Here is a 15,285-nt window from a genome sequence, read left to right as displayed (position 1 = left end):
TTACAGCATCCTCGCCAGAAAGCGCCCCGTATGCGAAGCCTCAATGCTAGCCACTTGCTCCGGGGTTCCCTCGGCAATCACCTGACCGCCGCCTTTGCCGCCTTCCGGTCCCATATCGATAATCCAGTCTGCTGTCTTGATGACATCCAGATTATGTTCAATAACCACCAGGGTATTGCCTTGGTCACGCAGGCGATGGAGCACAGCCAAGAGCTGTTTGATGTCTTCAAAATGCAGGCCGGTCGTGGGTTCATCGAGGATATAAAGCGTTTTGCCGGTATCGCGCCTTGCCAGCTCTCTTGCCAGTTTAACGCGCTGTGCTTCACCACCTGAAAGAGTGGTCGCACTCTGTCCCAGGCGTATGTAGGATAGCCCGACATCCATCAGGGTTTGTAGACGCCGCGCGACTGCCGGAATGGCCGTGAAGAACTCTCGGGCTTCTTCGATGGTCATTTCCAGTACTTCATGGATGCTTTTGCCCTTATAGCGTATTTCCAGGGTTTCCCGGTTATAGCGCTTGCCCTTGCAGACATCGCAGGGGACATAGATATCGGGCAGGAAGTGCATCTCCACCTTGATCAGGCCATCGCCCTGGCAGGCTTCGCAGCGCCCACCCTTGACGTTAAAGCTGAAGCGTCCCGGCTTGTAACCGCGTGAGCGGGCCTCCTGGGTTCCGGCAAAAAGCTCGCGGATGGGTGTAAAGATGCCGGTGTAGGTAGCCGGATTGGATCTTGGTGTGCGACCGATGGGGCTTTGATCGATATCGATCACCTTATCCAGAAGATCCATCCCCTGAATTGCCTTGAATGGGTGGGGACTCAGGCTTTTGTTGCCATTGAGTTCATGGGCTGCGTGAGGATAGAGGGTGGCATTGATCAGGGTGGATTTACCCGAGCCGGAGACCCCGGTTACGCAGGTCATAATGCCCAAAGGGATGCTGACATCCAGGTCCTTCAGATTGTTGCCTGCAGCTCCCTGGATTCGCAAGGACTGGCCTTCCTCGGGAAGATGGCGTACCTGGGGTACTTCAATTTTCTTGCGCCCGGTCAGGTAATCAGCGGTTATCGAGCCTTCTGCCTGCATGACCTCCTGCGGCGTACCCTGGGCCACGATCTGCCCACCATGGACACCAGCGCCGGGACCGATATCGATTAGATGATCGGCCTGACGGATGGCATCTTCATCATGTTCCACCACCAGGACGGTATTGCCCAGGTCTCTCAGCCGCGTGAGTGTATTGAGAAGTCGCTCGTTGTCACGCTGATGCAGACCGATGGAGGGTTCGTCAAGAATGTACATGACACCAACCAGACCCGCACCGATCTGACTGGCTAGACGAATGCGTTGCGCTTCCCCGCCGGACAGGGTTTCGGCACTGCGCTCCAGGGAAAGGTAATCCAGGCCGACATTGACCAGAAAATTCAGCCGCTCAACGATTTCCACGAGGATGCGCCCGGCAATCTCACCGCGTTGACCCTCCAGCTTCAGGTTGCCGAAGTAATCACTGGCTTCGCCCAGGGGCATTCTGACGACCTCGGGCAGATTGACGTCCCCCACAAACACATTGCGTGAGGCTTCACGCAGACGGCTGCCATGACAGCTGGGGCAGGCATGGGTGGTCAGTAGCTTGGCCAGTTCTTCGCGCAGGTTCTGGGATTCCGTTTCCCGATAGCGCCTTTCCAGATTGGGCAGGACACCCTCGAAAGGATGCGCCTTGACCACCTTGCGTCCGCGGTCACTGGTGTAACTGAAATCGATCTCTTCCTTGCCGCTGCCTTCCAGCAATATCTTCTGGATTTTACGTGGCAGCTCCTTCCAGGGGGTTTCCAGGGCAAAATCATAGTGCTGGGCCAGGTGTTTTAGCAGCCCGAAATAATAGATGTTGCGTCTGTCCCACCCCTTGATCACGCCCTCGGCCAATGATAGTTCCGGCGACACGATCAGTTTTTGTTCATCAAAAAAAGCCTTGTGGCCCAGGCCATCACAGGTAGGGCAGGCACCGGCCGGATTGTTGAAGGAGAAAATCCGTGGTTCCAGTTCGGGCAGGGCATAGCCACAATGCGAGCAGGCATAGTTGGCGGAAAAGAGCAGATCCTCCTGCTCGCCACGCATGAAGCTGACCACCGCCAGTCCATCGGAAAGGGCCAGGGCGGTTTCAAAAGACTCAGCCAGACGTAGCTGCTGGTCTTCACGCACCTTGAGGCGATCCACCACGACTTCGATGCTGTGCTTGCGTTTTTTATCCAGCGCAGGAGCTTCATCCAGCTCGACGACTTCACCATCAATACGGGCGCGAATAAAGCCCTGGGCTTTGAGGTCAGCCAAGAGGTTCAGGTGTTCACCCTTGCGATCCTGAATCACCGGGGCGAGGATCAGAATGCGCGACTCCTCGGGCAGATTAAGAACTTCATCCACCATTTCCGAGACAGTCTTGGCCACCAGCGGTTGCTGGTGTTCAGGACAGCGGGGAATCCCGGTGCGCGCATACAGCAGGCGCAGGTAATCATAGATTTCGGTAATCGTGCCCACAGTGGAGCGGGGGTTATGGGAGGTGGATTTCTGTTCAATGGAGATGGCCGGGGACAGCCCTTCGATGTGGTCAACATCCGGCTTTTCCATCATGGATAAAAACTGGCGGGCATAGGCCGACAGGGATTCAACGTAGCGCCGCTGGCCTTCAGCATAGAGAGTATCAAAAGCCAGTGAGGATTTGCCCGAGCCGGATAAGCCGGTAATCACTACCAACTGGTCGCGCGGAATCTCCAGGGAGACATTCTTCAGGTTGTGGGTTCTTGCCCCACGTACACTTATTCGGTCCAGAGCCACCTTGCCACCTCCTCGTTAATGCGACCGACTATTATAGGTTTTTATACAGGTCTGTGTCTGTAGCCGGATCAGAAAGGTTGGGGTGCTGGTGAGTCGTCTTGCAGAAGGGTAGAATAGCGGGTTTTCTGCAAACGGAAGCACTATGTCCAGCAATACCCTGTCATCCCTGGAAATCAGGGCAGTAAGCGGCCTGGCCGGTCTTTATGGACTGCGCATGCTGGGGCTGTTTATGGTTCTGCCCGTCATGCCTCTGTTGTTGGTGGATTTCGAAGGGGCGACCCCCCTGGCCATCGGCCTGGCAGTCGGGATCTATGGCTTCACCCAGGCCCTGTTGCAGTTGCCTTTTGGCTGGCTATCCGATCGTTTCGGGCGCAAGCCCATGATTTATCTCGGGCTACTTCTCTTTATTCTGGGTAGTCTGGTGGCAGCCCAGGCCGAGAGTCTGGGCTGGGTTATTCTGGGGCGGGCGCTGCAGGGGATGGGAGCCATCGCTAGTGTGATCATGGCGCTACTGGCTGATTTGACTCGGGATGAAAAGCGTACTCAAGCCATGGCCAGTGTGGGCATAAGTATCGGTCTGGCTTTTATTGCTGCCATGGCGCTGGGCCCTTGGCTGGCTGGCTGGTTTGGTCTCTCGGGTCTTTTCTGGCTGACAGCCGTGCTGAGCCTCTTGGGTATGCTGGTGCTCTGGCGCTGGGTGCCTTCGCCGGTTAAACTCCGCCGTCACCTGGATGCCGGAATCGATCCGGGCCAATTAAAAGCTGTGGTGACTCAACCGCAATTGTTGCGTCTGGACTTGAGTATTTTCCTGCTGCATCTTTTATTGACGGCTATTTTTGTAGCCGTGCCCGGCTTGTTGCAGGAAGCGGGCTGGACCCTGACTGAGCACGGTATCATCTACCTGGTATCGATGTTGCTGGGTTTTGTCGCCATGGTCCCCCTGATCGTGATCGGGGAGAAGCAGCATAAAATGAAGTTGCTACTCCTGACCGGGTTTGTCCTTCTGGCTGCCGGCTTGCTAATCTTGTTGCTGGGTGGCTGGTTGCTACTGGCCGGTCTCTGGGTCTTTTTTATCGGGTTTAACCTGCTGGAAGCCAGCTTGCCTTCACTGATCAGTAAGCAGGCGCCGGTCGTGGCCAAGGGAACTGCCATGGGGGTTTACTCCACCTCCCAATTTTTGGGGGCCTTTGTAGGGGGGCTGGCCGGGGGTTGGGTGCTGGATACCTGGGGAGCCAACTACCTGCTGGCAGCAGCGGCCCTGGCTTGTTTGCTATGGCTTTTGGGTTTGCTGGGTTTTCAGCAGCCGCGTCATCTTTCCAGCAGAATTTTTCATCTGCCGGTCGTCAGCGGCGAAGAATTGCAGGCCTTCCAGGCGCGGCTGGAACAGCTGGAAGGTGTTGAAGAAGTGGTTTTTCTGGCTGAAGAAGCCACAGGCTATTTAAAGCTGGATCGGCAAAAACTGGATGAAGACGAGCTCGACAGCTTGTTGGCCAACCAGTAATTATTCGTTATTCATTATTTAGACAATCAGGTTTAAAACCGGGGAGCACACCATGGCAAGGGGCATCAATAAGGTCATCTTGATCGGTAATCTGGGGCAGGACCCTGACGTACGTTTTACCCAGAACCAGAAACAGGTGGCTAACGTCAGTGTGGCCACCAGCGAACAATGGAAAGACCAGAATACTGGTCAGCAGCAGGAAAGAACCGAATGGCACCGGGTCGTCTTTTTCGGCCGCCTGGCTGAGATCGTTGGTCAGTATCTGAAAAAAGGCAGTAAAGTCTATATCGAAGGCAAGCTGCAAACGCGGAAATGGCAGAACCAACAGGGTGTAGACCAGTACACCACGGAAATTGTCGCCAACGAAATGCAGATGCTGGATTCAGCCGGTGGTGGTGGCCAGGCTTACGGTAATGCCGGGCGTGCTGCGCCCATGGATTACAACCAGGCTCCTCCACAGAATCAACAGGGTTACTCTCAGCCTCAGGGCGGCTATAGCCAGCCGGCTCCACAACAGCAGCCCATGCCTCAGGCCGCGCCGCAGCAACCGGCGCCACAACAGCCTCCACAGCACCAGGCACCGGCTCAACCTCAGCCCAACTATCAACAGCCGGGTGGTTATCCCCAGCAGGGTGGCCAGCCTCAAAGTCAGCCGCCTCAGCAGCCAGCGCCCGGTGCCCCCAGCTTTAATGACATGGATGATGATATTCCCTTCTAGGATGTACCATAGATATAAAGAGTAAAAATCTATCTTAAAGGCCTGTATTAACAGGCTTTTTTTTATTGTATTGGAATTAATGTAAAGAAGAGGTTGCTGGGGCTTAAGAGGTTATGGATACTATGTAAAAGTGTAAAAAAGGTGTTGGCAATTTATGTTCCACGTCTCAAGTTTTGTTTTTGATACCGGTGAGCGCTACAGCTTGATGGTGTCCAAGGAAAGTGGCTTGCCAGTATATTATCCGAACCTCTACCTGATGACACAGTTAAGAAACAGAAGCGTTTCATCTTCAACCTTGGCTGCCGAAGCTGCACACCTTGTTGGACTCTACTCATTTTGCAAGAGACAAGAGATTGACCTGGAAAGCAGGCTGAGAAATCAGGAATGTCTTAGCGTTCAAGAAATTGATCATTTGCGTGACTTTTGCCAGAAAAACCTCAGCAAGAATCATGCTGACTCCACGGTTGTTAGTATTTCTAGCTTCCGAAAAAAAACTGAAGGGGTTTGCTTGGGAACCCAGTACGCACGTTTAACATCTATCGCAAATTACCTGAAATGGCTTCCACTCGTATTGGTCACGAGCCCTTCTGACAGCTTCCAAGCAAACCTGAAGCGTATGGTTGAGCAGGTTAGAGCGCGTAGGCCGAAAAAGAAGAACAGAAACCCTAAAGACCGGTCAATCAATGATGGTCAAATTGAGGCTTTGCTTGAGGTGATCAGGCCAGGCTCAGAGCTAAACCCATTTGGTAGCAAGGTGCAGGCCAGAAACAAGCTGATTATTCTCCTTTTGCTACATCTAGGCATTCGCCGAGGTGAACTACTAAACATACGCATCCAGGATGTTGACTTTAATAGCAATCAATTGGCCATTGTTCGCCGTGCGGATGACAAAGATGATGTTCGAGTTCAGTCACCCAATGCCAAAACTCAAAGTAGGCGCCTGCCCTTGTCAGACTTGCTGATGAAAGATCTGCATGGCTACATCACAAAAGATCGACGTAGTGTGCCTGGGGCACGTAAACATGACTACTTGATGGTGACCCATAAAGAAGGCCCGAGCAGTGGTATGCCGCTATCAATCAGCGGTTATCAGAAGGTTGTATCTGACCTGAGAAGCCAGTTTCCCGAATTAAGTGAAATTACCGGACACATGCTGCGCCACACGTGGAACAGAAATTTTTCGGAAAAGCTAGATGCAATGACTGATTCACCATCGCATGAAAAGCAAGAACAGGTAAGATCATTTCTGATGGGCTGGAAGCAGGGATCAGGAACAGCAGCAACGTATAACAGACGGTTTGTTGAACAAGCAGGGCATAAAGCATCACTAGCAATGCAAGAACGCTCAGGTGTCAGGGCCCCAAAGGAGGCTGATCATGGTGAAGGCTGAAAATACGGGCATAAGCGACAGTGCCAGTAAAACTAGGAAAGGGTTTAATAAAGGGTATGATTTCAGCTTAAATGATAAAATATGGACTCTAAGTAAAGATATAAAAATAAATCTAGAGCCAGTATTAATGCTTTTAGATGACGAAACATGTGAGGGCTTCATTCAGGCACTGGCTTTCTATGCTGAGAATTTTTCGGCGGTTTCCGCAAGTATTGCTTGCAGGCAATGTCTATCAATGATGAGAGCTACCGGCGCGCAGCAAATCGATTCTGACACTCTTATTAACTATCGCGCTTCGCTCACTAAAAAAAATGAGTGGCACTTAGGTACAATACGTACCTTTCTGAAAAAATGGCACGAACTTGGGTATCCCGGTATTAACGACGATGTGATCACGCTTCTAAAGGGATGGCGAATCAAAGGATGCATAAAAGGGGATGCAGTAAAAAGGATGGACCCAATAGAAGGGCCACTATCGGATGCTGAACTTCAATCTTTTAATGAGGGTGTTGTCATGGCCTACGAGCAAGATCTGATCACTCTGTCAGATCTTGCAATTTGTTTAATTACAAGTAGCACTGGACGTCGACCCATTCAGATATCACACATGCGAGTTGCTGATCTGATTTGTGGCTCAAATACCAAGGGCGAACCCTACTACATTCTGAATGTGCCAAGAGGCAAACAGGGAGACGGTTTTAGAAATAGCTTTAAGGCTTTTGCGATGACTGAAGAGTTGTGGGTCGTTGTGAACACTCATGTCCAGTCTGTTATTAAGAAAGCAGAAGAAAGCTTGGGGTTTGCGCTGACAGAAAAAGAAAAACTGCAATTGCCAATGTTTCCAAACGAAGATGCACTACAAGAGTTGAGCTTTATCGATGAATATAGAGAGCTAGTTAAAACAGATAAGCTCCACATCGTATCGAGGGGAATAACTAAAGTCATACAGGAAGCAGTTTCAGCAGCAGATATTTTCTCGGAGAGAACTGGTGAGCCCTTAGCTATAAATGCACGCCGTTTTCGCTACACAACCGGAACACGCGCTGCCAGAGAGGGTTTTGGTGAGCTGGTGATTGCGGAGTTGCTAGATCACTCAGACACTCAAAATGCAGGCGTGTACATCAAAAACATTCCAGAGCATGTAAAACGCCTAGATGAGGCTGTTGGGTTCCAGTTGGCTCCTTATGCTCAGGCATTTGCGGGTGTTTTAGTTGACTCGGAAAAGGATGCCAAGAGAGGTGAAGACGCTACAAGTCGCGTCAGGACAGAAGAGGGCTGCGGAATTGGAACGTGCGGAGAACATGGTTTTTGCGGAGCCAATGTTCCTATTCCCTGCTATACCTGCATGCATTTCCAGCCTTGGCTTGATGGGCCGCATGAAGAAGTCTATAAGCACCTCTTAGGGGAGCGTGAGAGGTTGATTGAGATTACAGGCGACCTCCAGGTTGCAGCAACGCTTGACCGAAGCATTACTGCTGTTGCTGACGTTATCCAGCGCTGTGAAAGTCGGCGGGTTGAGCTTATGCAAGAGCAAGGAGCACTTCAATGAGCAATGTGTTCTTATTCAAGCCACGCGATGAACTCACCGCTGAAAAGAACTTGGAAGAATTTATTAGGAAGTGCCGGGATGACCTCACAGTTTTTGGTGTAGATCTGCCTTGGTATCTCGCCACTTGGCCAAAAATTGCTACTTTTGCAAAACTCGGGGTGACAACTCGCAAGCCGAAAGATGATGAAGTCATGGACGCCGAGTTTATTGAGTTTGCTAAGGCTTATTTTCGGTATCAGCAAGGACATAAGCCAACAGGTACAAAAAATGAGGGTAAAGCCCTCAGGGCACTTGAAGCTGCGTTGCTTCAGGTGACAGGCTCCGCTGCGCTCAAAGGACTTTCCTATAGTGTGCTGGATGAGGCTGCTCAGTTAGTTTTACAGCATTATGGTGCAGGTGGTGGCTACCATGCTGGCCGAGAGCTGCAGCGGCTGAGTGAGTTTGTTTCCGATAACAAGCTAGTCCCTAGCCCTGTCCTGGGCTGGCAGTCACCCATTCGGCGACCAGATGATAGAAATAAAACAGGGAAGCAGGGAAACGAGCAGAGAGACAAGCGCTTACCTAATGATTTGGCTTTAGAAGCACTCGCTGAAATATTTGCCAATAATCCAACAGATGAGCGTGACATTTTTACAACCTCTGTATTTGCAATGTTGATGTCAGCACCTTCTCGCATTACTGAGGTTCTTGCTCTGCCAGTCGATTGTGAAATTACTGAAGTGGATCGTGATGGTGTTGAGCGATATGGATGGCGATTCTTTTCTGGAAAAGGCTTTGAGGGTGATATTAAATGGATTCCTTCAGAGATGGTTTCAGTCGCCAAAGAAGCCGTTAGCCGACTGAAAAAGTTATCAGCTAATGCACGTGCCTTGGCTGCATGGATCGAAGACCATCCTGAAAAATTTTACCGGCATGAAAGCTGTCCAGAGGTTGCTGACGACGAGCCGCTGACACTGAAGCAGGTTCAGCAGGCACTCGGTTTTAAGACATTTCAGAACCGTGGTCTTGCCCCCAAGGATGGTGCTCATACCCTAAATAGCCTATGGGCGCATGCGCTAGAGCACTTGCCTTCTGATTTTCCCTGGTTCGATAAAAAAATAGGAATTAAATACAAAGATGCATTATTTGCACTCAACATAAATCAGTTCCACGGTAATCGCCCTACTATACCGGTCGAATTACACAAACCAAGTCACAACTTCTTCAATAACGACCTAACCCCTAGAGAGACGTTAGGTGAAAAGCACAAAAGCATTTTCGATAGGCACGGTTATAGTGATGCAGATGGCCGCCGCCTCAAAATGACATCTCACCAAGCAAGACATCTGCTGAACACCATTGCCCAGCGTGGTGGGCTGTCCAACCTGGAGATTGCCAAGTGGTCAGGACGTGCGGATGTTAAGCAGAATCGCACGTATAACCACATGAGCGAATATGAGTTGGTGAGTTTGGCTGAAAGCTTTGACCCTTCAAAAGAACTGTTTGGCCCGATCGGTGAAGCCCCTGCAAACCTGCCTGTTTCAACCTTAGAGTTTAATGCGTTGACGCAGGCAGCTGCTCATGTGACCGAGTATGGCTACTGTGTTCATGACTACACGATCAGTCCATGTGAGAAGTACCGAGACTGCGTTAACTGTACTGAGCAGGTATGCATCAAAGGCAATACAGAAAATCTTGAGCGAATCAAAGCCCGTTTAGCAAAAGTCGAGCGACTTTTTGAGGTGGCAACCCAGTCGGTGAATGATGGTGAAATGGGTGCTGATCGGTGGTATCAATACCATGAGAAAACGCTTCACCGTCTACGTGAGCTTGCCTCTATTCTTGAAGATCCAAGTGTTGCTGATGGAGCCCAGGTCAAACTGCGCGGCAATGATTTCAGTCAGTTGAAAAGAGTGATCAATAAAAAGTCTCCAGAGACTCTTGGGAATGATAGTGAGCAGCCTGAAATGCTCGCAGAAGCAACGAAATTGCTAGGAGGCGGCCTTGGCTAAGCGACTGACAAGAAAAGACATAGAGGCTATTGTCAGCTTGATCTTAGGCTGGTCGGAAGCTGATAGCGGAAAACTCACCTGGGATGCGATTGCTGAAGCAATTGCTCCTATAATTGGATGGCAGCCAACCAGGCAAGCTCTGAATGCACATGAGCAAATTAAGTCAGCTTATCAGTCAGTTAAAAAAGGCCATAAGCAGAAGGTTCAAGGAGAAAAACGCCCATCAAGTTTGAAGGTTGCTGGTGAGCGCATAGCCAGGCTTGAGCGTGAAGTCCAAATGCTCAAAGATATCAATGCGAAGTACAAGCAAATGTTTGCGATCTGGCAATACAATGCTTACAAGCGCGGCTTGACGGAGCAAGATTTGAATGAGCGCCTACCACTGATTGACCGCGACAGAACCGATGGTGAGATGCGTTAATGTAGAATACAGTAATGATCATTCACCTCTTTGTCGTTACATAGGTCACAAGCAATATTTTAAGGGATTTGTAATGGAAACTCCTCTTCAGCATCTACTTCAGCAATTCCGTAAAAGAACACTCAGCGAGCGTGACAAGGGTACTAGCTTTGAAAACCTGATGGTTCAGTATTTCAAGACGGAGTCTTTTTATAAGCAGTAGTATGCTGCAGTGTCGATCAGGCCAGCTGTTTGAGCGAATGATCTAGAGTATAGACGGATAAAGGAAAGACTTAGCAAGTGCCTATTTTACAATGGTTAACACGAGAAGAAGATATAAGGGCAGCTGAGAAGGTGCCTTATCGTCTTTTAGAAGAAGTTCCTGAATTAGGCTATGGCGACCAGGAAGCAGGCAATATGCTGATTCAAGGCGACAACCTGGATGCCTTGAAGGCGCTGCTGCCCTACTACGCTGGGCAAGTGAAATGCATCTATATCGACCCGCCTTTTAACACCGGCCAGGCATTTGAGCACTACGACGATAATCTGGAGCACTCAATTTGGCTCGGAATGATGGTTCCCCGGATGCAGCTCATCCATGAGCTCTTAGCTCCAGGGGGAACGGTTGCTGTCCATCTTGATGATGAGGAACTCGCCTACTTCATCGTGATCATGGACGAAATTTTTGGGCGCTCGAATAGGGTGAACCTTGCGACCTTCGTGCAAGGAGCGGCAGTGGGGCATAAGTCGATTAACCCCGGCCTCGTGACCGTAACAAACTATGTTCTGATGTATGCGAAGGACAAGTCTGAGGCATGGGCCCCCTATCGTGTCTTTACAGGCCGGGAACGGGACAAGCGATACTCATCGTTTATCCAGAACTATGACGAACCCTATCAGGTCTGGAAGCTGATCCCCCTTACTAGGGCTTTTGCGACCAGTGCAGACATGAAGGTTACTGAGCATAAGAAATCGCTAGGCGACGAATACGAGAATGCGCTGAACGACTTTGTCATCGAGAATTCGCACCGAGTTGTTCAACCTGTTTCGCCTGACTACAACGCCGTCGGTCAGGAAACGCGGGATATGATCGACCTATCGCTTCAAGAGCCGGGGCGCCTCTTTCTTCAAGAACGGGAGAACCACCCAGACATCTATCTTCAAAACGGGAAGCGTTGGTTGTTTTATCGTAGTAAGCTCAAGGAAATAGACGGGCAACTTGTCGCTGGCGAGCCTTTGACCAACCTTTGGGACGACCTCCGGTCGAACAACCTGCACAATGAAGGGCAAGTAAAGTTCCCTAAGAGCAAGAAGCCCGAAGCGCTCGTGAAGCGCGTCTTCGAGCTGTTCTCCAAACCGGGCGATATAGTGCTGGATAGCTTTCTCGGCTCTGGAACAACGGCAGCCGTAGCTCATAAGATGAATCGTCGATGGATTGGCATCGAACGTGGTGATCATGCCGTGACGCATTGCGCCCCGCGCCTTCAGAAAGTTATCGAAGGCGAAAACGGGGGCATTTCAAAAGCAGTGAAGTGGCAAGGCGGTGGCGGGTTCCGCTTTTACCGCCTCGGCCCGCCGGTCTTTACCGAGGACGGCCAGATCCAGCCCGATATCCGCTTCCCCGTGTTTGCCGCTCATATCTGGTTCGCGGAAACCGGCAGCCCGTGGACGGAACCCCAGCCCCTGACCCCGTTTCTTGGGGCGCATGAGGGCAAAGGCTATGCGCTGCTTTATAACGGAATCCTTGGTGATAAGTCAGCCTCTGGCGGTAATGTCTTGACCCGTAAAACGCTGGCCGTGATCCGAGCCGCCCAGGGTGATTTTACTGGCCCACTAACTGTTTACGGTGAACGCACCGCACTTACTGAGCCAACCTTGAAGGCGGAACAGATTGAGTTCAAACAAACCCCCTACGATGTGAAGGCACGGAAATGAAGCTGAAGGAATACCAGAAAAGCTCACTCAATACGCTAAAAGACTTTCTGGAAAAGGCCCGTACCAGTGAACCTAAAGCAGCCTATGAAGCGGTCACAAAAAAGCCCGAAATAGCTCAGCGACTCAAGGGTTATAGTGGTAAATACGAGCCTATCAAAGCATTGCCTAGCGTGCCTTATGTTTGTTTGCGCCTGCCAACAGGGGGCGGTAAAACAATACTTGCTGCACACTCAATTGCAGTAGCCAAGGATGCCTGGGTGGAAAAAGACTTTCCGCTGGTATTGTGGCTAGTTCCTACGAACACGATACGCCGGCAAACCGCAGAAGCATTAAAAAACCCCCGTCACCCCTATCGAAAGGCACTGGATGAAGCTTTTGAGGGCCGCGTTCGTGTGTTCGATATAGGCGATTTCACACAGATAATGCCGCACGATTTACGCTCGAATCTTTGCGTTGTGGTTGGCACCATCCAAACCTTGAGAGTTAGCAACACGGATGGGCGTAGGGTTTATGCCCACCATGAAATGTTAGAAGGGCATTTCAGCACTGTACCACCTAATACACAGGGGCTAGAGAGAAATGAAGAAGAGCCGAGCAAGGGTAGAATCAAGTTCAGTTTTGCTAATTTGATGCACCTGCATCGGCCATTGGTGATTATGGATGAGGCTCATAAAGCAGGAACCAAGCTTAGCCAAGATGTCTATGAACGCATCAACCCAAGCGCCTTGATCGAGTTCACCGCCACGCCCAAGGGGTTTAATAACATTCTTCACACCGTAACAGCACAAGAGCTGAAAGATGAAGAAATGATCAAAATGCCAGTAGTGCTGGATGAAGCAGAAACCTGGCAGGGTGCGGTGAACTCGGCGATTCTTAAGCGCGCAGAGTTACAAGAACATGCTGACCGAGACCGTGAAGGTTATATTCGACCTATCGTGCTATTCCAAGCACAGAAAAAAGGTGGAGAGGTGACGGTGGAGGTGCTTCGCAGCCATTTGATCGACAATGAAAATATCGATCCAGAAAAGATTGCAGTAGCAACCGGCGCACAGCGTGATTTAGACGGAATCGACCTTTTTAAACCTGATTGCCCGATTGAGTATGTCATCACCATAGAGGCGCTAAAAGAAGGCTGGGACTGTTCTTTTGCTTATGTATTCTGTTCTTTAGCGAATATCAGCAGTGCAACGGATGCCGAGCAACTGCTTGGCCGTGTATTACGGATGCCCTATGCAAAAAAACGCAAAGAACCAGCACTTAATAAATCCTATGCCAAGCTGGTATCAAAGAGCTTTTCAGAGGCAGCTATGGCACTGCGTGACAAGCTGATTGATATGGGCTTTGAAGAGAGCGAAGCAGAAAGCAATATCGAACCTGAACAGCTAGGGCTAGATGACGGACTCTTTGGGCACCAAACACGCCCACGCCCAACAATGGAGATGGAGATTGACGCTAGCGAAGACGAAGCGAAAAACATTGCAGCGGCCATGCCCAGCAAAATCAAATTGCGATCAAAAGAAGCGGGTAAAACTGTTTTAGAGATTGAAGGGTTTCTAAAACCCGCAGAAGCTGAAGAGGTGATAAAGCGTACGCCAGAGCGACTGAAAGAGAGAATTAAAGCAGATATTGAGGCGCATAACACAAAGCACGAATACCAGATACCACCGGCCCATAAAGGTGAAGAATTCACGATTCCGCGCCTAATGGCGTATGTGCAGGACGAACTGGTCTTTGGTGAAACCGATATTCTGATGGAGTACCACGATTGGTCATTGAGCGACCACCCTGTAAGGTTAACCAAAACCGAGTTTGATATAGTCGAAACCACCAATACTTTTGAGATTGACCTGGATGGAAACCGCCTTTCAATTGCGGCTGCAGATAGCAGTGAGCAACTTGCCCTCAATATAGAGGTGGAAGACTGGACACAAGGCGCACTGGTAAGGTGGCTTGATGGGAAAGTACGAGATCCCTGGATCAGCCAAACTGAACTCCTAGCCTGGCTTAACGATGTTATAACACATCTAGTCAGAGATAGAGAGATACCGCTAGCCCAACTGATGCGCTGTAAATTTATACTGGCACGCAAGCTAAACGAAAAAATCAAAGCCTTTCGCCAGGCAGAGCGTAACAAGGTTTACCAGGCGAACCTTTTTGGTTCAACTGCACGTATTGAAGTTTCTTTCAGTGACGGTATCCGGTTTTTTGATGAAATGTACTTTGATGTACCCAAGTACCGTGGCATGTATAAGTTTAAACGCCATTTTATGGGGTCAGATGAAGTGCCAACTTTTGACAGCAAGGATGGCGGTGAGGAAGTGAAATGCGCCTTTGCATTAGATAGCTTGCCGGGACTGAAATACTGGACACGAAATGTCAGCAGGCATAAAAACTCCTTTTCATTGCCGACCTCAACGGACAAATTCTATCCTGATTTTGTGGCTTTAATGGAAGACGGACGCTTGCTAGTAGTTGAGTACAAAGGCAAAGACCGAACACCAGAAGAAAGCCGGGATAGCCGTGAAAAAGAACTGATCGGCCAACAGTGGGCTAAGGCTTCAAATGGCAAAGCCGTATTTGTTATGGTGACAATGGAAAAAGGAGATCCAAAGGAAGTGAAAACACAGGTGGTTGATGGTTTAAAAAACTAGGGGCTTTAACCCAACGAAATTGTGGGTTAAGCCGCTACTCGTATCACAGTAACTTGCCTGAACTTAAGGCGCTTAGCCAGTACAGCTTTGCCTACCTAGGTGTACCCGACAATAAAATACATCTCGTTAATTTGCTAAGTTGTAGATGAGTGGAAGAAAGGGAAGGGGTGCGCAAGAAAAGCTTGGAGAGAGCCAAGAACCCAAGAGCCAAGGGAACAACAAAAGCCGCTTACCGACCCGATTTATCAAAAGCCAGCCTGGAATCGATACCTGATTTTGTCGGGATGTCTTTCCCTGTTGCGACGCTGCCTGACACTTGCCTTG

9 protein-coding genes are annotated in these 15,285 nt (G+C 50.0%); 8 read left to right on the top strand and 1 reads right to left on the bottom strand.

Annotated elements, in window-relative coordinates; all coding sequences use genetic code 11:
• Window positions 1–2,820, bottom strand: coding sequence for an excinuclease ABC subunit UvrA (uvrA, locus tag DFK18_RS09485; RefSeq protein ID WP_114418069.1), 2,820 nt, complete (start codon window positions 2,818–2,820; stop codon window positions 1–3).
• Window positions 2,821–2,968: 148 nt separating this feature from the next.
• Here uvrA and DFK18_RS09480 point away from each other — a divergent pair, with 148 nt between their 5' ends.
• The 8 genes from DFK18_RS09480 (at window position 2,969) to DFK18_RS09445 (ending at window position 14,961) form a co-directional block, all read left to right on the top strand.
• Complete coding sequence (locus DFK18_RS09480) at window positions 2,969–4,327, top strand: MFS transporter (RefSeq protein WP_114418025.1); 1,359 nt, start codon at window positions 2,969–2,971, stop codon at window positions 4,325–4,327.
• 52 nt (window positions 4,328–4,379) lie between these two features.
• Window positions 4,380–5,045, top strand: coding sequence for a single-stranded DNA-binding protein (locus tag DFK18_RS09475; RefSeq protein ID WP_114418024.1), 666 nt, complete (start codon window positions 4,380–4,382; stop codon window positions 5,043–5,045).
• 154 nt (window positions 5,046–5,199) lie between these two features.
• On the top strand, window positions 5,200–6,435 hold the full coding sequence (locus DFK18_RS09470; RefSeq protein ID WP_114418023.1) for a site-specific integrase: 1,236 nt from the start codon (window positions 5,200–5,202) through the stop codon (window positions 6,433–6,435).
• Complete coding sequence (locus tag DFK18_RS09465) at window positions 6,422–7,984, top strand: site-specific integrase (protein WP_114418022.1); 1,563 nt, start codon at window positions 6,422–6,424, stop codon at window positions 7,982–7,984. The genes DFK18_RS09470 and DFK18_RS09465 overlap by 14 nt, the downstream gene beginning before the upstream one ends.
• Window positions 7,981–9,975, top strand: a complete 1,995-nt coding sequence (locus tag DFK18_RS09460; protein WP_114418021.1) for an integrase — start codon at window positions 7,981–7,983, stop codon at window positions 9,973–9,975. Before DFK18_RS09465 ends, DFK18_RS09460 begins: the two co-directional genes overlap by 4 nt.
• Window positions 9,968–10,396, top strand: coding sequence for a hypothetical protein (locus DFK18_RS09455; RefSeq protein ID WP_114418020.1), 429 nt, complete (start codon window positions 9,968–9,970; stop codon window positions 10,394–10,396). The genes DFK18_RS09460 and DFK18_RS09455 overlap by 8 nt, the downstream gene beginning before the upstream one ends.
• 279 nt (window positions 10,397–10,675) lie before the next feature.
• Entirely contained in the window at window positions 10,676–12,310 is a 1,635-nt protein-coding gene (locus DFK18_RS09450; protein ID WP_114418019.1) for a site-specific DNA-methyltransferase, read from the top strand.
• Window positions 12,307–14,961 carry a DEAD/DEAH box helicase gene (locus DFK18_RS09445; RefSeq protein WP_114418018.1) on the top strand — a complete coding sequence of 885 codons (2,655 nt, stop codon included), beginning with the start codon at window positions 12,307–12,309 and terminating at the stop codon, window positions 14,959–14,961. Before DFK18_RS09450 ends, DFK18_RS09445 begins: the two co-directional genes overlap by 4 nt.
• Window positions 14,962–15,285 lie beyond the last annotated feature (324 nt).

The organism is Marinospirillum perlucidum, from assembly GCF_003336805.1.
GTDB lineage: Bacteria > Pseudomonadota > Gammaproteobacteria > Pseudomonadales > Halomonadaceae > Marinospirillum > Marinospirillum perlucidum.
The sequence above is the reverse complement of the archived record's forward strand: the minus strand, read 5'-3'. Positions and strand labels throughout refer to the sequence as shown.

What these genes read in the sequence shown, in the direction of transcription:
- DFK18_RS09480 (WP_114418025.1), top strand. Translation starts at nt 2,969, where the DNA reads ATGTCCAGCAATACCCTGTCATCCCTGGAAATCAGGGCAGTAAGCGGC.
- DFK18_RS09475 (WP_114418024.1), top strand. Translation starts at nt 4,380, where the DNA reads ATGGCAAGGGGCATCAATAAGGTCATCTTGATCGGTAATCTGGGGCAG.
- DFK18_RS09470 (WP_114418023.1), top strand. Translation starts at nt 5,200, where the DNA reads ATGTTCCACGTCTCAAGTTTTGTTTTTGATACCGGTGAGCGCTACAGC.
- DFK18_RS09465 (WP_114418022.1), top strand. Translation starts at nt 6,422, where the DNA reads ATGGTGAAGGCTGAAAATACGGGCATAAGCGACAGTGCCAGTAAAACT.
- DFK18_RS09460 (WP_114418021.1), top strand. Translation starts at nt 7,981, where the DNA reads ATGAGCAATGTGTTCTTATTCAAGCCACGCGATGAACTCACCGCTGAA.
- DFK18_RS09445 (WP_114418018.1), top strand. Translation starts at nt 12,307, where the DNA reads ATGAAGCTGAAGGAATACCAGAAAAGCTCACTCAATACGCTAAAAGAC.